The sequence below is a fragment of the Saccharobesus litoralis genome (assembly GCF_003063625.1).
GTDB classification, from domain to species: domain Bacteria; phylum Pseudomonadota; class Gammaproteobacteria; order Enterobacterales; family Alteromonadaceae; genus Saccharobesus; species Saccharobesus litoralis.
The window spans coordinates 2518910-2539927 of sequence record NZ_CP026604.1; the positions used below are offsets into that span (position 1 = coordinate 2518910).

The 21018-nt window shown below is 41.8% G+C and carries 18 protein-coding genes; 5 read left to right on the forward strand and 13 right to left on the reverse strand.

Annotation, left to right across the window (positions count from 1 at the left end):
- Nucleotides 1–4: 4 nt before the first annotated feature.
- The 8 genes from C2869_RS08845 to glnA all read right to left on the reverse strand — a co-directional run bounded on the left by C2869_RS08845 (nt 5) and on the right by glnA (nt 7273).
- A complete protein-coding gene (locus tag C2869_RS08845) occupies nt 5–826 on the reverse strand; it encodes a transglutaminase-like domain-containing protein (RefSeq protein ID WP_108602591.1) in 822 nt (273 codons plus the stop codon).
- Nucleotides 827–837: 11 nt separating this feature from the next.
- Nucleotides 838–1068 carry a DUF350 domain-containing protein gene (locus C2869_RS08850; protein ID WP_108602592.1) on the reverse strand — a complete coding sequence of 77 codons (231 nt, stop codon included), beginning with the start codon at nt 1066–1068 and terminating at the stop codon, nt 838–840.
- Nucleotides 1069–1106: 38 nt separating this feature from the next.
- Complete coding sequence (trmL, locus tag C2869_RS08855; RefSeq protein WP_108602593.1) at nt 1107–1592, reverse strand: tRNA (uridine(34)/cytosine(34)/5-carboxymethylaminomethyluridine(34)-2'-O)-methyltransferase TrmL; 486 nt, start codon at nt 1590–1592, stop codon at nt 1107–1109.
- Nucleotides 1586–2557 (reverse strand): alpha/beta fold hydrolase, encoded by a 972-nt coding sequence (locus C2869_RS08860; RefSeq protein WP_108602594.1) that lies wholly within the window; start codon nt 2555–2557, stop codon nt 1586–1588. Before C2869_RS08860 ends, trmL begins: the two co-directional genes overlap by 7 nt.
- 98 nt (nt 2558–2655) lie before the next feature.
- On the reverse strand, nt 2656–4062 hold the full coding sequence (gene glnG, locus C2869_RS08865) for a nitrogen regulation protein NR(I) (RefSeq protein ID WP_108602595.1): 1407 nt from the start codon (nt 4060–4062) through the stop codon (nt 2656–2658).
- Nucleotides 4063–4070: 8 nt separating this feature from the next.
- Nucleotides 4071–5111 carry a nitrogen regulation protein NR(II) gene (gene glnL, locus C2869_RS08870; RefSeq protein WP_108602596.1) on the reverse strand — a complete coding sequence of 347 codons (1041 nt, stop codon included), beginning with the start codon at nt 5109–5111 and terminating at the stop codon, nt 4071–4073.
- Between the two features lie 99 nt (nt 5112–5210).
- Nucleotides 5211–5726, reverse strand: a complete 516-nt coding sequence (locus C2869_RS08875) for a DUF4124 domain-containing protein (protein WP_108602597.1) — start codon at nt 5724–5726, stop codon at nt 5211–5213.
- Between the two features lie 137 nt (nt 5727–5863).
- Nucleotides 5864–7273 (reverse strand): glutamate--ammonia ligase, encoded by a 1410-nt coding sequence (glnA, locus tag C2869_RS08880; RefSeq protein WP_108602598.1) that lies wholly within the window; start codon nt 7271–7273, stop codon nt 5864–5866.
- Nucleotides 7274–7750: 477 nt separating this feature from the next.
- On the opposite strand from glnA, the gene typA reads away from it, so the two are divergent.
- Together typA and C2869_RS08890 are read left to right on the forward strand one after the other, a co-directional pair.
- Nucleotides 7751–9571: a translational GTPase TypA gene (gene typA / locus C2869_RS08885; protein WP_228710803.1), complete on the forward strand. Its 1821-nt coding sequence runs from the start codon at nt 7751–7753 to the stop codon at nt 9569–9571.
- Nucleotides 9572–9801: 230 nt separating this feature from the next.
- Nucleotides 9802–10026, forward strand: coding sequence for a hypothetical protein (locus tag C2869_RS08890; RefSeq protein WP_108602600.1), 225 nt, complete (start codon nt 9802–9804; stop codon nt 10024–10026).
- A gap of 81 nt (nt 10027–10107) precedes the next feature.
- On the opposite strand, the gene C2869_RS08895 is transcribed toward C2869_RS08890, so the two are convergent.
- The 4 genes from C2869_RS08895 to C2869_RS08910 all read right to left on the reverse strand — a co-directional run bounded on the left by C2869_RS08895 (nt 10108) and on the right by C2869_RS08910 (nt 15526).
- Nucleotides 10108–11298, reverse strand: a complete 1191-nt coding sequence (locus C2869_RS08895; protein WP_108602601.1) for a hypothetical protein — start codon at nt 11296–11298, stop codon at nt 10108–10110.
- Between the two features lie 175 nt (nt 11299–11473).
- On the reverse strand, nt 11474–12289 hold the full coding sequence (locus C2869_RS08900; protein ID WP_108602602.1) for an outer membrane lipoprotein-sorting protein: 816 nt from the start codon (nt 12287–12289) through the stop codon (nt 11474–11476).
- Nucleotides 12258–14585, reverse strand: coding sequence for an efflux RND transporter permease subunit (locus C2869_RS08905; RefSeq protein WP_108602603.1), 2328 nt, complete (start codon nt 14583–14585; stop codon nt 12258–12260). The genes C2869_RS08900 and C2869_RS08905 overlap by 32 nt, the downstream gene beginning before the upstream one ends.
- 149 nt (nt 14586–14734) lie before the next feature.
- On the reverse strand, nt 14735–15526 hold the full coding sequence (locus tag C2869_RS08910) for a TetR/AcrR family transcriptional regulator (RefSeq protein WP_108602604.1): 792 nt from the start codon (nt 15524–15526) through the stop codon (nt 14735–14737).
- Between the two features lie 308 nt (nt 15527–15834).
- Here C2869_RS08910 and C2869_RS08915 point away from each other — a divergent pair, with 308 nt between their 5' ends.
- Both C2869_RS08915 and C2869_RS08920 read left to right on the forward strand, forming a co-directional pair.
- A complete protein-coding gene (locus C2869_RS08915; RefSeq protein WP_108602605.1) occupies nt 15835–17349 on the forward strand; it encodes a YifB family Mg chelatase-like AAA ATPase in 1515 nt (504 codons plus the stop codon).
- 96 nt (nt 17350–17445) lie between these two features.
- Nucleotides 17446–18210, forward strand: coding sequence for a DUF3108 domain-containing protein (locus tag C2869_RS08920; RefSeq protein WP_108602606.1), 765 nt, complete (start codon nt 17446–17448; stop codon nt 18208–18210).
- Nucleotides 18211–18275: 65 nt separating this feature from the next.
- Here C2869_RS08920 and prlC read toward each other — a convergent pair whose 3' ends face one another.
- Nucleotides 18276–20315 (reverse strand): oligopeptidase A, encoded by a 2040-nt coding sequence (gene prlC, locus C2869_RS08925; RefSeq protein ID WP_108602607.1) that lies wholly within the window; start codon nt 20313–20315, stop codon nt 18276–18278.
- Nucleotides 20316–20567: 252 nt separating this feature from the next.
- Between prlC and C2869_RS08930 the strand changes: the two genes are divergently transcribed.
- Complete coding sequence (locus tag C2869_RS08930; RefSeq protein WP_108602608.1) at nt 20568–20984, forward strand: helix-turn-helix domain-containing protein; 417 nt, start codon at nt 20568–20570, stop codon at nt 20982–20984.
- Nucleotides 20985–21018: the final 34 nt, after the last annotated feature.

A 21018-nucleotide genomic window follows, 5' to 3' on the forward strand; every position in this document is an offset into this window, starting at 1 on the left:
GTGATTAAAGTTTTGGCTCGAAATAATGAAACTGACTTTGTTTTTGCCAGTTTAACCCTGCATATTGTGTTGTGTATTTTGAGCCGGTATTTTCCCAAAAATAATCACGGTTAAACATATAATTGGGATGATAAAGGGGAAATTGACTGGTTAATGGGTACGCTTTGTTACGGCTGAGGCCGCGTTTTCTTGTTGCTTCTAATAAATATTGCTTATTGTCTTTAAATAATACAACCCATGCATGACCTTCACCGTCATGATCGCCAATAACCACACGGGCATCTTCACCCATTGTTATTAACCAGTCGGCCAAAATTAACGCGTGGTCTTCACAATCACCGCGAGACAGTTCATAAGCTTGGCGACTGGTTTGCCATATTTCTTTAAGCCCGCCATATTGCTTTTCATCTAGTTGATAACTTTTACGCTGGGCTAAGGTATAAAGCGGTAGCATAACGTTGTCGACAGAAAAGGGTTGATAGCCTAATAAATAACTGTGTACAAAGTGGTGATGGTAGTCGGTGCCAGGGGCGGTAATGGTAAATACGACTTTCTTACTTTGCCGCGTTTGGCTATAGACGAGTAAAGAGTCTCGTGTTCTGGCCAACATAGGCGCTAGTTCATTTAATGGCCGATAATCAGTAAAGGCTATAATATCTAAGCCTTTGGGCTCACTATACACCAAGGGTGATAGTGAGGTTTTTTTAGGTAGAGGTGTTACCACAGGAGCATTTTGCTGTTGGCGTTTGGCATCGAAATACTGGCCGAGATAGACAACACAGATAATAAAGGCGAGGCCAAGTAAGTCGAAAATGCGATCTTTCATTGTTGCTGGATTTAGCCTTTAAAGCCAAACGCAACAATAATGGCGACAAATAACAAAATAGTCGAAGCGAAGATAGCAACGGCGATATTGCCATTTTTCATTTCTTGTTCAATATCAATATTTTTTAACAGTTTTTTGTCGACCCAAATCAAGCCATATACACCAACGACCAAGGCAATAATGGTGTAGCTTAAATTGATCAATAAATTGATTATAGAAGCCGAAAAGAATTCAAAGCTCATAGAGTTACCTTATTTAGAATACGTTACGTTAATAGTCATTAGTCAACGGACTTAGGTGCTTTAGCATTGGCATAACCAAGCTGTCGCCAGGCTTCATAAATAAAGACAGCAACTGAGTTGGATAAGTTTAAACTGCGACTTTCAGGCATCATTGGCAGTAGTACTCGGTTTTCAGGCTTGATTAACCCTTCTCTTATTTCAACCGGTAAACCCTTACCTTCTGAGCCAAACAGCAAAGTATCGCCCGCTTGGTAGCTAATATCTGAATGATAGCGGGTGCCATGTGTGGTGCATGCGTAAACGTTAGTCTCGCCAATTTCCGCTAAACAAGCGTCTAGGTTGGGGTGGCGTTTGACTTCAGCGAATTCTGAATAGTCCATTCCTGCGCGTCTTAAGCGTTTATCGTCCCACTCAAAGCCGAGAGGCTCTATAAGATGTAGCTTGAAGCCTGAATTGGCGCACAAACGAATGATATTCCCAGTATTTGGCGGGATCTCAGGTTGAAATAAAATAATATTTAACATAGTGGATCTTCAAAAAAGGCGTGGATTTGTTCAATGACAGGGCCACGGATCGTGTCCGATTCCATGAGTATTTCATGCTTTGCGCCTTTAACAAGACGTATTGTAATATGCGGATTACTTTGCTTTACTTTGGCTACCCAGTCGTTTTGAGATTGGTTTTTTACGATACTCTCCAGCTCAGCTTGCAATACTAAGCAAGGAACTGTGATGCTGGTGGTATTGGCGAAAACCTGTGAAAATTTAATAAATATTTGTTGTAGCCATTGATAGGTGACCCCGCCTAGGCGAATGACTTTGTCGGCCTGAATATCTTGGCTTAATTCGAATCTGGCTTGACTGCCACACAGTGAATTATTGGCAAATTCGGGTCTGTGATACTCGGTTTGATTAATAAAATACTCTGGGCATTTGATCCCCTGTAGCGCCATTAGTCCGTTTACAACCTTGAGTGCGTAGGTATGATTGAGTGGACCTGCATTAATACCAAGTAAAGGTGACGACATTGCCAGCGCATTAACCTTAGGTTGATAACGACTGACAAAATCAATCGCAATTAAGCTGCCCATCGAATGCGCCAGTATGTCAACTTGTTGGTATTGTTGAAAAATACGAGTTTGACAGCAAATGGCATGCAAGTCATCGGCATATAGATTGGCATCGCTAATATAGCCTAACTCTGGATCATCGGTTTCTCGGTGTGATAACCCTTGGCCACGATGGTCTAAAGTGAGAATGCTATAGCCGAGTTGATAGAAGTCGTAAGCGAGCTCTTTGTATTTTTTAAAGCTTTCAACGCGTCCGGGCAAAAGAATAATACATTTTTCACTTTGTGGATTTTCCAGCAGCGCATACTGAATATTAAACTGGCTTTGAGGTTGATAGACCCATTCAATAGCGTGTTGCTGCCAAAAAGGTTCAACGGTATTTTGCCAAAACTCAGCAAGGTAAGATTCGCGACTTTGCATTCAGAGGGTTTGCTTATTATTTTATGAGGTTATTCTATTCATAGAATAGCAGAAGGGAAGGCTTGGCTCGATTTTATCGAGCCAAATAAAGCAGGTTTCTAGAGATCAAGCTCTTTTAGTTTACGTGTGATGGTATTGCGCCCCCAACCTAAGCGTTTTGCAGCGTCTTGCTTATGGCCACGAGTATGATGTAAAGCGCGGCTGAGCATGATACGTTCAAATACAGGTTGTGCGTCATCTAAAATGTTATTGCGGCCTGATTTTAGCTGCTCATCAACCCAAGAGGTTAACATTTCTTGCCAATTACCACCGACTTGCACATCACTGGATTTAGTCTCTGTTTGCAACAACTCTGGCGGTAAATCATGAACTAAAACCTCTTGCGAGCTCGCCATAACGGTTAACCAGCGACAGGTGTTTTCAAGTTGACGAACATTGCCGGGCCAAGGTAGTTGAGTCAGATAGTCTGCTGCTTCTTTTGATAAGAATTTTTCTTCGACGGCCATTTCTTTGGCTGCGCGTTTTAAAAAGTGGCTGGCTAGTGTGGCTATGTCTTCACGGCGTTCAGAAAGTGTCGGAATATGAATGCGAATGACGTTTAAGCGATGGAATAAATCTTCACGGAACTTGCCGTCAGCAACCAGCTTTTCTAAGTTTTGATGGGTGGCTGCAATAATGCGAACGTCGGTTTTTAATGCCTCTTTACCACCAACGCGATAGAACTGACCGTCTGCTAAAACGCGTAATAAACGAGTTTGTACTTCTAGCGGCATATCGCCTATTTCATCTAAAAACAGCGAGCCGCCATTAGTCTGTTCAAAGCGACCTTCACGTACCGTATTCGCACCAGTAAACGCGCCTTTTTCGTGACCAAACAATTCAGATTCGATCAACTCGTTAGGGATAGCGGCCATGTTAAGGGCGACAAATGGCTTGTCAGCTCGAGGACTATGTTTGTGTAAAGCGCGTGCCACGAGTTCCTTACCTGTACCCGATTGACCATTAATCAGCACACTGATACTGGAGCGAGACAAGCGACCAATCGCGCGAAACACCTCTTGCATCGCTGGCGCTTCACCTATGATTTCACCGGACGTTAACTCTTCTTCTTTGCTGCGTCGTTTAGACGAGGTCTCTTTAACATGGGTGAGGGCTCGTTGAGTTAGCGCGACAGCATCGTCAATATCAAAGGGTTTTGGAAGATATTCAAATGCACCGCTTTGATAGGCGTTCACCGCAGAGTCGAGATCTGAATGCGCTGTCATTATGATGACAGGGATCTCTTCATCTATTTTGTGAATTTCATGCATTAGTGTCATGCCATCCATTTCTGGCATGCGAATATCTGAAATCACTACGTCTGGGCGAGATTGCGTCAGTGCCTGCAATAACTCCAGAGGGTCTTCAAAGGTTTGGTTACTAATATCCGCTGCGTTTAAGGCTTTTTGCATAACCCAGCGAATTGAACTGTCGTCATCAACGATCCAAACTTTACTCTCTTTCATTATCTATCCTACTTTTCAATCGGCAAGTAAACGGTAAATTCGGTATGTCCTGGCCAGCTTTCACAATCAATACGTCCTTGATGTTGCTGAATAAGTGTTTGGGCGATTGATAAACCTAAACCACTCCCTTCAGCTTTTGATGTAACCATGGGGTAAAATAAAGTGTCGCGAATATCATCTGGAATACCTGGACCTGTGTCGATAATTTTCACGACGGCCACTAATTTGTAATGCTGACCATGAATAACGTGACCACTGGCAATACGGGTGATCAAGCTAATTTTGCCTTGCCCCTGCATGGCTTGCATGGCGTTGCGGGCAATGTTTAAAAATACTTGATGCAGCTGCTCTGCATCCATTTCAAAATCGGGAATGCTAGGATCGTAATCACGGTATACCTGAATACTGGTTTCCGCTTCCATTTCCATTAGTTGACGAACCTGTTCCAACACTCGGTGAATATTGGTTATCGTGCGTTGTGGTAATTTGTTCGGACCCAGTAAGCGATCAACCAGATTACGTAGCCGGTCGGATTGCTCCATTATCATCTGGGTACATTCTTTGGAATCTTCATCGTCGACTAGACGATCGAGAATTTGCGCAGCACCACGAATGCCGCCAAGCGGATTTTTAATCTCATGTGCTAAGCCACGAATTAAGTCGCGTGAGGCATGTAGCTGTGATTGAACGAAGCTTTCTTGGCTAATGCGTTGTATTTGATCTATGGCTCTGAGTTCAAACAACACATAGGTTTCGCCTTGATGATAAATCGGGTTAACGCAAGCCTCAATTTTACTGTGTTGATCATCGACCGTAACAACCGATACTTCAGCGTCAGTAAAAGATTGATTTTGTTTAATCGCTTTTTCGACTCGATTCATGTCGAGAGTGATGTAGCGGAACAGTTGTCTAAATTCTAATTCTTTTAAGCGACGGACACTTAATCTAAAAAAGTGTTCAGCTGTTTGATTGGCATACAATATCTTGAGATCAGCATTGGTGATCACAATACTGCTACTGATATGGTTGACTATAAAATCGCTAAACACCTTTTTCTCCGCCGAAACACACTATAGGACTGATTATAGTGCCTGCACCAAAAAGGGTCATTAGGAGAAGAGGTAATAATATACCTCGACCTAAAGTCGCTAATTTACCGTGTTTCGGTGCACATAAAATGTGATGACTTTAGATGATGCAATTACCTTGCCTGTTTTATCAAGTAGTTGCATTTGGATGGTGTGCTCGCCGCGGAATACATTACGTAAGATTTGTGTGGTTCTACCAACAGGTTCGCCCTGAGGTACACCGTCTAATATAAATTGAATTTGGTGGTTAGCGGGCAGCGCTGGTGAAACTCGGCCGGAAACGTAAACTGAGCCAGTATTGTCACGGATTGTGGATTCCGCGCTGGGTTGTATGAGCTCAATATTGTATTCAACCACGGGGTTGTTACTGGCGGAACTTCGCGGGTTGAGAATGTCAGTTTTTTCGCGCGGGATAATGGTGGGTTTAGTATTTAGCTTTATTTCTTCAGCGTTATTATTTTGTGGGGTATCAGAGAATACTAGAACCCCCTCACTGTTACGGTAAACATAAACTTTACTCGCAAAACAGGCGCAGCTAGTTAGGGTTAATAGTAAAAAACAAAGGAAAAAGCGCATAGACCCAAATGGTTGCAAACTGCTAGGTTCGCTTAAAGTTGTTAATATTTGGTTAATTTACCTTTGTTGTTGAAAATTATCCATAAAAAAAGCCTGCATAAAGCAGGCTTTTCGAAAAAGTTGAACTAAAGCGTAAATTAAACGCTGTAGTACATATCAAATTCTACTGGGTGAGTAGTTTGATCTAACTTAACGATGTCTTCACGCTTAAGATCGATATAAGCTTCGATAGCGTCAAGGCTCATTACGCCAGTAGAAGAGATGAACTCGTGATCAGCTTCTAACGCGTCTAATGCTTGAGCTAATGAAGAGGCAACAGTTGGGATTTCTGCAGCTTCTTCAGCTGGTAAGTCGTATAAGTCTTTATCAGCTGCTTCACCTGGATCGATTTGGTTTTTGATACCGTCGATACCCGCTAATAACATTGCAGTGAATGCTAAGTATGGGTTAGCTGTTGGATCAGGGAAACGTACTTCGATACGACGTGCTTTCGGGCTAGGCACGAAAGGAATACGGATTGAAGCTGAACGGTTCTTAGCTGAGTAAGCTAACATTACAGGAGCTTCGAAACCAGGTACTAAGCGCTTGTAAGAGTTAGTTGAAGCGTTAGTGAACGCGTTGATTGCACGAGCATGCTTGATGATACCACCGATGTACCATAAAGCTTCTTGTGATAAACCAGCGTACTTGTCACCAGCGAAGATGTTAACGCCATCTTTAGCTAATGATTGGTGACAGTGCATACCAGTACCGTTATCACCAACGATTGGCTTAGGCATGAAAGTAGCAGTTTTACCGTAAGCGTTAGCTACGTTATGAACAACATACTTGTAGATTTGGATTTCGTCAGCTTTTTCAACGATGCTGTTGAATAAACAAGCGATTTCGTTTTGACCCGCAGTTGCAACTTCGTGGTGATGCGCTTCAACAGTTAAGCCCATTTCTTCCATGATTAAACACATAGAAGCACGGATGTCGTGAGCTGAGTCAACTGGAGGAACTGGGAAGTAACCACCTTTAACACCAGGACGGTGACCTAAGTTACCTTCAGCGTATTGCTTGCCTGAGTTCCACGCCGCTTCTGAAGAGTCTAACTTGTAGAAAGAACCTGACATATCAGTGTGGAAAGTCACGTCATCGAACAAGAAGAACTCTGGCTCTGGGCCGAAGAATACGTTGTCCGCGATACCAGTAGATTTTAAGTACTCAAGAGCGCGCTTAGCGATTGAGCGAGGGTCACGATCGTAACCTTCCATTGTTGAAGGCTCAACGATATCACAACGAATGTTTACTTGAGTCTCTTCAGCGAACGGGTCTAATACTGCAGTAGAAGCGTCAGGCATTAGGATCATGTCTGATTCATTAATACCTTTCCAACCAGCAATTGAAGAACCATCGAACATTTTACCTTCTTCAAAGAAGTCAGCGTCGATTAGAGCGGCTGGGATAGAAACGTGTTGTTCTTTACCTTTAGTGTCAGTGAAACGAAGGTCAACGAATTTCGCTTCGCTTTCTTTAATGAGTTCTAGAACCTTATCTGCAGACATGTGTCCTCCGATTAAAAATTATTAGATTTATTGAATAGCAATAAATAAGTCGCACAATAGTGTGTGCGGTACCAAGCAAGAAACGTACCAGAACCGTCACCCTATTGATTTCAAGCCTATCAGCTCGACTATCCTTGACTTTATCCAATGTGATGATCCATTTTGGTGCTTTAATGCACCTATATGGTGCTTAGCACCACAATGGTAATTAGGATGGTGCTAACATAGCTTATTTCCCATTGAATTGCACAAGTTAAATAGACGGATAATCAGATCGAATTTTGACTTTCATATAGAGCAAATGCATAAGTCATAGCCATTAAATTCAGTGTTTGACTGACTAATGACGCTTATTCATGTTTGTATGCTATCGCTAGGCTCTGCAAGTGTGTACAATGCGCGCAAATTTTACGCGACCTTAATAATTCCCAATGGATAAGGTCGTTTTAGATAGTGTTATAACTGCAGGTATATGCTGTGATTGAAAAGTTAAGAAATATTGCGATCATCGCTCACGTTGACCATGGTAAAACGACTTTGGTTGACAAATTGTTGGAACAGTCAGGCACGCTTGATTCTCGTGGTGACAATGAAGACCGTGTCATGGACTCGAACGATTTGGAAAAAGAGCGTGGTATTACGATCTTAGCCAAAAATACAGCGATCAAGTACAACGACTACAACATTAATATTCTCGACACTCCGGGTCACGCCGACTTTGGTGGTGAGGTAGAGCGTGTATTATCAATGGCTGATTCAGTATTGCTATTGGTTGATGCACAAGAAGGTCCAATGCCGCAAACTCGCTTTGTAACGCAAAAAGCGTTTGCGCATGGCTTAAAGCCAATTGTGGTTATTAATAAAATAGATAAGCCTGCGGCACGTCCAGATTGGGTTATGGATCAAGTATTTGATTTGTTCGATAACTTAGGTGCGACGGATGAGCAATTGGACTTCTCTGTAGTTTACGCGTCTGCAATCAATGGTTGGGCATCTTTAGAAGAAGGTGAAACTGGCACAGACATGACACCATTGTTTGAAGCCATTATCGACCAAGTAGAGCCGCCAGCAGCGGATCCTGAAGGCGCATTCCAAATGCAGATTTCACAACTAGATTATTCTAGCTATGTTGGTGTTATCGGTATTGGTCGAATTAAGCGCGGTTCAGTAAAACTGAATCAACAAGTGACTGTCGTGGGTGCTGATGGCAAAACGCGTAATGCTAAAGTCGGTCAAGTACTAGGCTACTTAGGTTTAGAGCGTTATGAGAAAGAAGAAGCTAGCGCGGGTGATATTATAGCGGTAACCGGTGCTGGTGAATTAAAGATCTCTGATACTTTATGTGATCCTAATAATGTTGAAGCCTTACCAGCATTAACAGTTGATGAGCCAACTGTAACCATGACTTTCCAAGTTAACACGTCTCCTTTCTGTGGACAGGAAGGTAAATTCGTTACATCTCGTCAAATCTTAGAGCGTTTAGAAAGCGAGCTAGTACATAACGTTGCGTTACGTGTTGAACAAACTGACGATCCAGACAAATTCCGTGTATCAGGCCGTGGTGAATTACATTTAGGTGTATTAATCGAAAACATGCGCCGTGAAGGATTTGAATTAGCGGTATCACGTCCTGAAGTTATCATCAAAGAAGATGAAAACGGCAATAAGATTGAGCCAATTGAAACCATGACGGTTGATATTGAAGAAGAACATCAAGGTTCAGTGATGGAAGCTTTAGGTTTACGTAAAGCTGAAATGACAGATATGGTACCAGATGGTAAAGGTCGAGTGCGTATCGACTTTACCGTACCAAGCCGTGGTTTAATCGGTTTCCAAACTGATTTCATGACCATGACCTCAGGCTCAGGTTTGATGTATCACTCGTTTGATCACTATGGTGAATATAAAGGCGGAACCATTGGCCAACGTAAGAACGGTGTATTGATTTCAAATGGTCAAGGTAAATCATTGACCAATGCTTTATTTACATTACAAGAGCGTGGTCGTTTATTTATTGGCCATGGTGTTGAAGTATACGAAGGTATGGTTATCGGTATTCATAGTCGTGACAACGATTTAACCGTTAACCCACTTAAAGGTAAGCAATTAACTAACGTTCGTGCTGCTGGTACTGACGATGCACAGGTATTAACCCCACCTATCGTTTATACCTTAGAGCAAGCATTAGAGTTTATTGATGATGATGAACTTGTTGAAGTGACGCCTGAAAATATTCGTATTCGTAAGAAGTTTTTAACTGAGAACGAACGTCGTCGCGCTTCACGTGAAAAATCTTAATTGATTTGTTGCTATTAGCTTAAAAAACGCCGATATCATCGGCGTTTTTTGTTTTTATTCCCTGCATTTACTCTCTGTCAGTCTCCGTTTATCTTGCCTTGGTTAATTAACCACCATCTACTATATTTAAAGTTGGATCATTGTTTCGGTTGTCTTAAGTGAGTAACCGTAAGTGAAATGAGAAATTGAGCTTTACTTGATCCTAGAGTGCTCTGTCATAGGAGGTTGTTATGAATGAGCGACGACACAATAAAATGGAAGCTAGGGATTGGTGGGGAAAGCTAAGTTATGCACAGCAAGCGACTGCAAACGGATTAACCAATGTCGGTTATGAATTAGCGTTTGTCCGTGGTGATGACAAAGATAATCTCGCAGTGTTTAAGTTAGACGACAACCTGATTACCGTTGATCGCGATGGCGATGCTGATTTAATGCCGAGCATACAAATAAGATAAATATTTGTAGGGCAGAATTTACTTCTGCCTAAGTTTGCTGATGTGAAACTGCCCTACAGTTTTATTTAAACAATAAGTGCATTAAAAATAGTAGCTAAAATCAACTTGGACAAAGTCATCATTGCGCACGGCGTAACTTAAATCTTGATCTGTATCTGCCGAGAAAAACCAAGCATCAACCGTGACAACAAGCGAATCACCCACTCGGGTTGAGCCTTCAACAAAGGCACTACGACTGCCAGAATGCTCAAGATCTTGACTAAAGCCAACTAAAAATTCAGTTGATTCAGCATCATTTAATGCCCAGCGGGTCGCAAATGAAATATCGTTTTGTCTGGGAGCGACGTTACTATCTCTATTGTCAAAAGCATATTCAACTACCCAACCGAGATCGATGGCTGTATCCAGTATACCCACTTGAGAATATTCAAAGCCACCGACAGCTGCGTTAATGTCTTGCATGGTATCGCTTTGTCGAGTGATCGCTTCTAACTTCCACAACCAATCTTGATAGATATACTGCACATCTACCCCTAATTGGTTAATTTGACCATAAAAAGGTTGCAGCTCTACACCAGTAGCTGAGGCAACTGGTTTAAAGTCGGCCTCTCTGGATGTTCCGTTAAACCAACTTAGGCCTAAATCCCAATCGTCGATTGAATGTGACCAACGCAAAGCGTAATCAATATGACTTTGACCATCACTTGATTCATAGCTCGCGTCTTCAATTATTTTTAATTGTGGACGTAAACGGCCTTCGTTACCGGCAAAGCTACGTTCGCGAAAACCCGGTAAAATAAAGGCATCTATCACTCCCCAGTCGTTTATTTGACTGTAGTGGATCATGGCTTGGCCTAGCTTTTCTTCACCGTCAAATGAGGCTAGGTTGTCAGTTTGATTAATAATGTCGACTAAGTGTAATGTCTCGGTTACGCCCCAAAATACCTTACCCAATCCAACTTTAAGTTCCCAATCATCACCCACATGCAGGTACATAAACTCGCGCAAATCAAATTGATTACTTGCGGCATCTTCGCTGTTGAGTCGTATATAGGGGGTAAAGGTGATGCCGTTACCATTCTCGCCAACTTCAAAATAAAACTCGGTTTCGGCATGTAAGCTGATTTGTTGATCAGCCTGCTCGGTATAGATAGGGTCTTGGGTATAGAGTCGGGTTTCGATGCCGATGTGACCACTTAGTTCGTCGGCAAAACTGATGTGAGATAAAAAAATGGCTGGCAATATTGCCAGCGCAGACTTTTTAAAGTTCATTAAATAAGATTCCGATAACGTTGAAAGCAGCCAAGCTAAGGCTGGCTAGCCCCGCTTGGATATAAACATCTAAAACTAAAACAATGCTCGTGCGTCGCACTTTTTGCCTGACTTATTTGCCATAAACTTTTTATGGTTTGATAAGCCTTACGCCAAGTCGACAACTCTTCCGACGTTATCGGATGCGCTTTAGCGAGTTTTTGTTAAAGTCACTGTCGGTTAGACCGACGTTAAATTTAATGTCGGATGTTTTTAATACAGTGCTTTTTCCTGTTTGGTGATTGACCACTGTCATGGTATGAGCCCGCCAAAACTTATTTTGGTATTGCTTAAAGTCTTCAGCTGTTAAGGTTTTTAACAGTGACTTTTTACGGTCGTAATAATCGACTTTATGCATGCGATATTCAGCAGTATCAATCCAAACATGAGTTTTACTGTAACCAGAAAATTTGTCGGTCGGAATTGATTCAATGACAAAGCAATTAACACTGGTATCAGTAGGACAAGCTTCGTCACGTAAATAGGTAAACTTGTATTTTTCGAGTTCAAATGAGCTTAAGTCTTCATAAGCAAACTCACTGCCCATAAATGGCCCTGATTTATTGCGTGATGAAATTCGCTTAACCCGTTTTAACGCTGGTAAATATAGCCATTGATCATCCGCTTCGTTAATGTGCGAGAATGACAAAAATGCCGTGCCTTTAACGTCGCGCGGTTTATCAAATACGGTTAAGCCTTTATCACCATCACCAGTGACTTCTAAATTTTTACTGCGCATTTCGCGTACACTTTCATCGCCTTGCGCATTACGTAAAATCATTTGCATGCTTTGTTCGCTGCTTATCCAGCCTGTATCGCGTACTTTTCGTTCTTTAGCAATGGCATAACCTTTTTGGGCCGCTTCATCTGCGATTGCGGTTAATGGCAAGCTCGCAACTAACGAACCTACCAAGAATGTTTTAAGCCAAGCTTGCAGTTTGTTGTGTTGCATTTTGCTTTTCCTCAGTAACGTATTGTTTTTTATCAGTTAAAATTAAGAATGCGGGTAAGAATAAAAAGTCGATGATTAACGCAATCAGTATAATAAGTGCAGTGAGTAAGCCCATATTGCCATTCAATGCGAATGCGGATTGCGCTAAAACCATAAAGCCTGTTGCTAATACTAGGGTGGTGATCCATAGCGCACGACCTACACTAGCAAAGGCATAGCGCACTGCATCTTCAGCTGTTTTACCTGATACACGAGCACGTTTATATTTGGCTAAAAAGTGCACTGTATCGTCAACAACAATCCCCAAACTCATGCTGACAACTACTGATAAGCCCAAGTTAACATTGCCCGAGTACAGTGCCCAAAAGCCAAAGCCCATGCCTGCCGGTATCATATTAGGCAGTAAACTAATCACCCCTAATTTTACTGAGCGCAATGCAAAAACAAGCAACAAAGAAATGAGTACCATAGCCACTGTTGTGCCGATTAGCATACTGCTCATATTGCGCTCACCAATATGACCAAACATTAAAGTAGGGCTAGCTGCGGTCACTTTGTATTGCGGCGCATTAGTTGCAAACCAATCTAATACCGCGTTCTCCATCGCAATTACCTCTTTCGAGCCAATATTGTCCATGGTTACCGTGACGCGAACCGCTGACTTGTCGATATTAAGTTGGTTGTTTAAATCTAAGCCATAAGGCAATGACATTTCATACATCAGCAAGTATTGCGCGGCCAGCTCATGATCTTCAGGAATGGTGTAATAGGCTTTGTCGTCACCATGCATATTTTTATTTAGGTTTTTAAAGGTGTCTGACAAGGTATATACGTGATCGACAACTTCTTGCCCACGTAACCACTGGGTAAAGTCAGATAAGGTCTTTAAATATTCTGGTTTATTGACACCATTTTCTTCACCAGAATCAATCTCAAAATCAACACTCGATACGCCCATCAAGTTCTCATCCATAAAATCAGATGCCTGACGGAATGCAACGCGTTGATCAAAATAATCAACCGCGATGTCGTTAGTTTGATTTAGAGGCACTAGTGAAGTTACAGCTACAATAATAATCGTTGAAATTACTAACACGGGTGTGCGCTTGGCAATTACCCACTCACCAAATTTTTCCATAGCTCCAGTACTTTCCGTTTGCTTAGGTATGCGTACTGGCAATATTTTTAATAATGCAGGCAATACGGCAACGGATAAAATAAAGGCCAGCATCACACCCCAAGCCACCATATTGCCTAAATCACGCAATGGCGGCACGTCAGAAAAGTTAAAGGTTAGAAAGCCAATTGCGGTTGTCGCACTGGTAATAAAAACGGGGCCAATATTGATTTCTAACGACTGGGTGATCGCGTCGATCTTTTTCATACCCTGACGTAAGTTATAATTCATAGAGGCGATGATATGCACACAATCAGCAACCGCTAAGGTCATCACCAGTACAGGCACGTTAACCGTTGGTGTAGACATATAAAAACCTGCCCAACCTGCACCACCCAAGGTAGCGATAATAGAGAGTAGTACAACGAGCAAGGTAGAAATCATGCCTAAGAAAGAGCGTAAAAACACGGTTAACATCACTAGTATGGTGATATACATAAAGGGAACCAAAGTTTTACTGTCATTTATCGCTTCTTCCAGAAAAGAATTGTTCATCATGACAATTCCGGCTAAATGAAAATCGATATTAGGATGGCTAGCCTTATACTTAGTGACAATATCTCGCGTAAAGCTAGATACCTCGATCACTTCCTCATTTTTGTTTTTTTCCGGCATTTGCACCGTAACGTTGATCATGGTGACATGACCGCTAGGTGATATTAGACGGTTAACCAACATAGGCTCATTGGTTGAAACGGCTTTGATTTTGGCAATTTTTTCAGCTGTTAAGTCAGCAGGATCAAGCAGTAGGTCTTCAACCAAAAGATCATCATCTTCTGCTTCGGTATGTTGATAATTGGTGATCGAGTCAATTCGGGTGGAATAGGGGGTTTGCCAAGCTTCATCGGTGATATTATATACCAGCTCTAGCACTTCAGGTTCGAATACATTGCCCGATTTAGGCGCAATAATAATCGATACATTATCGTTTTTATTAAAGGTTTTTTGCATGGCTTCAAAACCCTGAAGCTGTGGGTTTTCTTCACCAAAAAACACTTTGTAGTCGCCGCGAAAGGTTAAATTGCCTGCTCCAACGCCTAAGCCCATCACGACTAGTAAACTAGTCAGTAATATAAGCCAAGGCTTTTGCAGGATTAATTGTATAAATCCTAGTTTCATTTTTCAGTCCAATTGTTAATTTATAAAAGTGATAAAGAGCTTAGTGTTTATTACTTAAATACCGATTAGGTTAAAAACACCGAACTCAAAAAGCGTTACCTATTTGACGAATCGTCACTTAACTGTAAATTTTTTAAGCTATTAGCGCGCTATTGCGAGTCTAATAGCTCAATATATTCAGAGAAATAATCCTCTAAACGCTGCCATGTCCGTGTGTAATCAAATTCACTAGACAATGGCAACCAATTCATACCGTCGCACATAATATTCATATTGCGTAACAGCACGGTTTTAATTTCAAGCCTGTCTATGCCTTTTGCTGCGCGAGCATTAACGATTAAAGCATTGGTGCCAAAGGTCATGGCCCACATAGCAAAGGTTAAGTCTGCTACGCCTGTGGTTGATGATAACTTTAAGCTGCCATCGGCTAAGCCGTCTTCAAACATTTGGTCACACATGGCGGTACATTGCGCTTCTTTTTCTATCATGCTGGCGAGGCGTTCAGGCGATGATTTTTCCATAACCGCTGGTGTTTTTGCTGTTAACACACACATAAATAGCGTGGGCTCTAACTGACTATATAAAAAGTAAGCAAAGCCACGTGCCAGTGCTTTTTCGCGTGAATTACCTTCAAACTTACTGGCCTTGTTAAACATATCGATAACTAGGTTTAACGAGCGCAAGCTTAATGCCGAAATTAAATCTTCTTTACTAGAAAAATGGTTGTATATCGTGCCTTTAGAACAACTGGCTTGCTTGACTAATTTATCCATAGTTAAGCCAGCAAATCCGACTTGATCGACGAGCTCATGGGCTAGAGTAATTAGCTCTTCTTCACGCTCAGCGATCTTTTGCTGCTTACGCTGCGAGCCAGAGCAGAACGATAAAGGACATTCCCCTTTGGCATGCAACTTTTTAATATGTTTTAACCAATAACCCATTAAGCTACCTAAAATGACAGATCGTCAATTTGACGTTTCGTCATTTTAGTTCAAAAAATCAGCATGTCAACCCAGTTTTTGACGGATCGTCAAAAAACGTACAAACCATAAAGAGCTAAATAAAATGATTCAAGAAATGCACGATAAAAAGCAGGCTATTAACGGTCAGTTTATTATTCGCTATGCAATTTAGTTGCTTGTGGTGGATGGCGTGTTTCTTAATGACTGGATGCTAACTAAAAGTGGACTTGCAATCTAAGTTAAATTTATTACCCTTAAAATAATTCGTTTTATTCAAGGAAGAAGTTATGTCGTTAGCTGTGCTATATAGTCGAGCGCGTATTGCGATTGAAGCCCCCTTAGTAACAGTTGAAGTGCATATCTCCCCAGGAACCCCAGGTTTTAACTTGGTTGGTTTACCTGAAGCATCCGTCAAAGAAGCACGTGACAGGGTGCGTAGTGCGATCATTAATAGTCACTTCACTTTTCCTGGTGAAAAAATCACAGTTAATTTAGCACCGGCGGACTTACCTAAAGAAGGTGGGCGGTTTGATTTACCAATCGCTCTTGGGATTTTAATTGCATCGGGGCAATTACCGGCAGTGGGGATCGATCAGTTTGAATTTGCTGGCGAGTTGGCCTTAACCGGCGAGCTACGCTCAGTTTTAGGTGAGATCCCATTTGCCATGGCTGCTGCCAAGCAGGGGCGGGTGGCTATCTTACCAGCAGATAACGCCAATATTGCTTGTCATATTCAAGAAGCACAAGTGGTTGCGGCTAACCAATTAACCGATGTGTTTTTTCACTTAACGGGACAGCAAGCCTTAGCATTTTCTAAACCAGAGAGGATCCAGCAACATGTGCAATCAGAGCGTGATCTGCAGGATATTATTGGTCAGCCTATGGCTAAGCGCGCATTAGAAATTTGCGCAGCTGGGGGCCACCACTTGCTAATGCTTGGCCCTCCGGGAACCGGAAAAACTATGCTAGCTTCACGCTTGGCTGATATTTTACCACCGATGACAGATAACCAAGCGCTTGAAACGGCTGCGGTGCATTCTATTGTCGGTATGGCGGCTGATATAGAAGATTGGCATCGACGACCTTTTCGCGCACCTCATCACACCTGCTCAGCCGTTGCTTTGGTGGGAGGCAGTTCAAACCCAAAACCGGGAGAAATATCCTTAGCGCATAATGGCGTTTTATTTTTAGATGAGCTGCCAGAATTTGATCGCAAAGTGATTGATGTATTACGTGAGCCGCTGGAATCGGGCATGGTGACTATTTCTCGTGCCGCCCGCCAAGCCGACTTTCCGGCTAAATTTCAGTTGATTGCCGCATTAAACCCTAGTCCATGTGGTCACTATAACGACGATAAAATGCGCTCGACACCGGACCAAATGTTGCGCTATTTAAATAAGCTATCTGGACCTTTTTTAGATCGCATTGATATTCAAATTGAAGTGGCGCGTTTACCCAAAGGGGCTTTAACTGAGAATCAAGATAGAGGTGAGCCGTCTAGCGTGGTGCGTGAACGGGTTATTTCAGTCCATCGAGTCCAGCTTGAACGCCAAGGTAAATTGAACAGTGAATTGTCGACTCGGGAAATTGATCAATACTGTGCATTAACTAAAGCGGATGCCGACTTTCTCGAAACCGCCATTGAAAAGCTGGGCTTATCGATTCGTGCTTATCATCGTATTTTAAAAGTGGCGCGCACGGTTGCAGATTTAAGACAACATCAGCACATAGAGCGTAGCCACCTTGCTGAGGCGCTGGGTTATCGTGCAATGGATAGGCTACTAGCCAGTTTGCGAAATTAAAATGTGCAACTTTTTTATAAATAGTTAATCTAAATGACTATTCTTTTAAAAAAATCAGGTTAATCTTGGCGTTAATTGCAGTTAACTATTTTCTTTATGTTGATTTCTCGTTTTAAAGTACCTGTTGGTATTTTTCTGTTGTTGGCGTCTAGCCAATTATTTGCCAATTCGCTAGCGCAAAAACAGGCGCTTGGCAGTGAAAGTGTAAATAATGCGCCAATTTTATATAAAGCCGATTATATATTGTCTCGCCGTGGTTCAGATTACGGTAATGGCTCGCGTCAATTAATACAATTGGACAATCAACGTTATTTATTTAATTACTCATCACAAGCGCGTTTTTTATTTTTATCTGACGAGCGTAGTGAAACCAGTCAATTATGGATAGATAACAATCAAGTGAAAGTGGATTGGTATCGCTATAAGCGAGAAGGTACAGGCAAAGACAGAGACTACCATTACCAGTTTGACCATCAAGCCAAGCAGGTGCTGGATAAAGATAACAAGCCGACGGTAACCAATACTGATTTGGGCTACCGAGTTTTGGATCAACTCAGCTATCAATTGCAGTTAGAGTTAGATTTAAAAGCCGCTCCACTGCAAGATAGTTACTCTTATCAAGGGATTAATCGCGACGGCCATATTCGAGATTATGAATTCAAAGTGGTTGAGCAACCGACAATTAGCACTCCTAAAGGACAATTTAAAACCATCAAAATGCAACGTATCACCGATAACGAAGATCGAGTCACATACGCTTGGTTTGCACCTGAATTGAATTATGTATTAGTGCGTTTACAGCAAATGGAAGATGGTGATGAAAGCTTTAATATTAGTTTAAAAGAGATTGAATGGTTGTAAATTATGTCGATGTCGACCGTGACAAGGTTAATAAACCACGGCAGACATCGAATGTAATGTTTTAATTATACCTCAATACCCGAATGGGCTAACAAGGCATCAACCTTAGGTTCGCGGCCTCTGAAGGCTTTAAACAGCTCCATGGGCTCTTGTGAGCCGCCTTTTTCCAAAATATGCTTAAGGAAAGACTGACCTGTTTCAGTATTGAAGATGCCTTCTTCTTCAAATCGTGAAAAAGCGTCTGCTGATAACACTTCAGCCCACTTGTAGCTGTAATACCCTGCAGCATAGCCCCCAGCAAATATATGATTAAATGAATGCTGAAAGCGATTGAAGCTTGGCGGTGTAATGACGGCCGTTTGCTTGCGTACATCATCCAACGTGGCTTGCACAAAGTCTTCGCTTGCATTGGTTGTATATTCATGATGAATACGAAAATCAAATAATGAAAATTCTAATTGGCGCACCATCATCATTGCTGATTGAAAATTTTTCGCGGCGAGCATTTTATCAAGTAGAGCTTTGGGTAAAGGCTCTCCTGTTTCATAGTGGCCGGAAATATAAGCGAGTGCTTCTTCTTGCCAACACCAATTTTCTAAAAATTGACTGGGCAGTTCCACGGCATCCCAAGCGACACCACTAATACCCGATACGGCGCTAACCTCGATTTGGGTTAGCATGTGATGAATGCCGTGACCAAACTCATGGAATAGCGTAACGACTTCGTTATGGGTGAATAGGGCAGGTTTGTCACCCACGGGTTTGTTGAAGTTACAAGTTAGGTAAGCGATAGGGTGTTGGATGTTGCCAGCAGCTGTTTGGCGACGAGAGACGCAAACATCCATCCAAGCGCCACCACGCTTATTTTCACGAGCATATAAGTCAAGATAAAAGCGTCCGCGTTGTTGGCCTTGTGCATCGGTGATCTCAAAAAAGCGCACACTGTCGTGCCAAGTATCAAAGTCTTTTATTTCTGTGACTTGAATGCCAAATAGTTTATTGACTGTGGTAAATAGGCCATTTAGTACCTTATCTTCAGGAAAGTATGGGCGTAGTTCTTCATCTGAAATAGCGTACTTTGCTTGTTTTAGTTTTTCTGAATAATAAGCTGTATCCCAAGCTTCTAGCTGCTCAATACTGTGTTCTTGTTTGGCAAAAGCCAGTAATTCGTCTAGCTCGCTTTGCGCTTGTGGTTTAGATTTAGCGGCCAAATCATTTAAAAAGCTTAATACTTGCTGTGGCGTTTCAGCCATTTTTGTCGCTAGCGACTTTTCCGCAGCATTAGCAAACCCGAGTAGTTGGGCGAGTTCATGTTTTAATGCCAAGGTTTCGTTAATAATGGCTGTATTATCCCATTCACCGGCATTCGGGCCTTGATCTGATGCTCTGGTCGCAAATGCCGTATACATTTGCTGTCGCATGTCTCGATTATCGGCATACATCATCACTGGCAAATAGCTTGGAAACTCTAGGGTGAATAACCAACCTTGTTTGTCTTTGCTTTGCGCGGTGGCTTGAGCTGCTGCTAATGCGCTTTCAGGTAAACCCGCAAGTTGTTTTTCATCAGTAATGTGTAATGTCCAACCTTGAGTGGCATCTAACACGTTATTAGAAAATTGCGTGCTTAATTCAGACAAGCGTTTACTAATTTCACCGTATCTTGTTTTTTTGTCGGCATCTAAGCCAATGCCTGATAATTTGAAATCACGTAAAGCATTGCTAATGGATTTTTGTTGAGATTGATTGAGTGTTTTAAACTCTTCGCTGTCAGCTAAAGTCTGATACGCTTGATATAACCCTTCGTGTTGGCCAACCCAAGTACTAAATTCTGATAATAAGGGCAAACAAGCTTGATACGCTTGCCTTAGCTCGTCTGAATTGACGACAGAATGCATATGGGAAACCGGTGACCAACGACGGTTTAATAAATCATCAATTTCGTCCGTTTCGACTACCAAATTATGCCAATTGACTTCTTTTGATAGAGCACTCTCAATGGCTTTTTTACAATTGGTTAAACTTTCTTCAATTGCTGGCTGAATATACTCTGGTTTGAGTTGCGAAAAATGAGGTATCTCAAAATCAGATAGTAAGGGGTTTGTCATGGTCTTACCTGTTATTGGAATGTGATTATTTATATCTATGTGGCGTAATTGTTAATTAACAAGCATAGCTGAGTTAATAAATTTTAAATTAAGTTTTTAAAATCAACTTCATACTTAAAAATAACGCAAATTGTTAGAAATAAGCTTGATCAGCCGCCACAAAATAGGCAAAAATGAGCTCGCAACACACGATCTGGTAACCATCGATAAGCCTTAGTAAGCATTATCGCCCAACTCGAAAATGTGGAGATTATGGAAAAGTTTTTAAAGGAACTAAGTTCTCTTGTAAACCAACATACTGAAGCGGCTGAACAATTCTTTCGTTCTTGCACGTCTAATGTATCGGGAGATGAAGACCTGATCAAGCGTGCTGAATTGATGGAAAAAATGGAACAAAGTAGCTCTGCTACTCCTGCATTGATGCATCTCAGCAATGCTTTACTTGATCAAGTGGAAAAATACGAATACCAAGCTTTGCCTTCGGAACCTCGTTTAGTTCTACGTTATTTGATGAAGTCAAATAAGGTTAAGCAAAGAGACTTAGCGGATATCGCAACTCAGAGTATCATCTCTGAAATTCTCAATGGTAAACGCCGTATGACTGTTAAGCAAATCAAAGGTTTTGCTAAATACTTTGATGTGCCCGTACATGTATTTATGAACGACTAGCTGTTGCTGTAATGAGTTGTTTAATACGGTGAAT